The sequence below is a fragment of the Actinoalloteichus spitiensis RMV-1378 genome, from assembly GCF_000239155.1.
In the GTDB taxonomy this organism is placed as follows: Bacteria; Actinomycetota; Actinomycetes; order Mycobacteriales; family Pseudonocardiaceae; genus Actinoalloteichus_B; species Actinoalloteichus_B spitiensis.
Window position 1 is genome coordinate 1 of the sequence record NZ_AGVX02000837.1, and the last position, 1,008, is coordinate 1,008.

General features: G+C 77.1%; 1 protein-coding gene. It reads left to right on the plus strand.

The window, feature by feature from the left end; translation table 11 throughout:
* The coding region (locus ACTIDRAF_RS31480) for a hydroxyacid dehydrogenase (RefSeq protein WP_016701525.1) at positions 1 to 968 on the plus strand (968 nt) is incomplete at its 5' end.
* Positions 969 to 1,008: the final 40 nt, after the last annotated feature.

Below are 1,008 nucleotides of genomic sequence, written 5' to 3' on the forward strand. Positions count from 1 at the left end.
TCCCCTCGACGCGGGTCGTCTACGTCCCCCGGCCGGTGCACCCCGACGCGGTGGACCTCCTCGCCGGCCACGGCCGGGTCGTCACCGGCTACGGTGCGGGCGCGGTGCCCTTCGACCAGGTCGCCGACACCGTCGAGGCCGTGCTGCTCCGCACCGCCGAGCTCCGCGCGCCCAGCATCGAGCGCGCGCCCCGCCTGCGGGTGATCTCCCGGCACGGGGTGGGGGTGGACACCGTCGACGTCGCGGCCGCCACCGCCAGGGGCATCCCGGTGTGCGTCACCCCGGCCGCGAACACCCTGGCCGTCGCCGAACACGCCGTGGCGCTGCTGTTGGCGGCGACCCGGCTGGTGGCCCTGGCCGACCGGGGCGTGCGCCGGGGGGACCACGAGCTGCGGGGCGCCCTCGTCGGCACCCAGCTCACCGGCAAGCGGCTGGGTCTGGTCGGGTTCGGCCGCATCGGCGTCGAGGTGGCCCGTATCGCCCGGGCCGGGTTCCGGATGGAGGTCGTCGCCCACGACCCCTTCCTGCCCGACGAGGAGGTCCGGGCCCGGGGTGGGGAACCGGTGGGGTTGGACGAGCTGCTGTCGACCTCCTCGGCGGTGAGCCTGCACCTGCCCAGGACCGACCGGACGGCCGGGTTGCTCGGCGCCCGGGAACTGGGCCTGCTGCGCGAGGACGCGGTGCTGGTCAACACCGCGCGGGGCGGCATCGTCGACGAGGCGGCCCTCGTCGACGCGCTGCGGTCGGGGCGGCTGGCCGGCGCCGGTCTCGACGTCGTCGACACCGAACCGCTGCCGGCGGGGCACCCGCTGACCGAGCTGGACAACGTCGTGCTCACCCCGCACATCGGCGGGCAGACCCGGGAGGCGATGCGGCAGGTGGCGATGGACGCCGCGCGGGCCGTGGTGGACGTGTTCGAGGGCCGCCGGCCCGCCCACGCGGTCAACCCCGAGGTGTTCGCCGGGTAATCCCCCGGCTGGGCCGTGGCCGCCGGCGGCCGCGGCGACC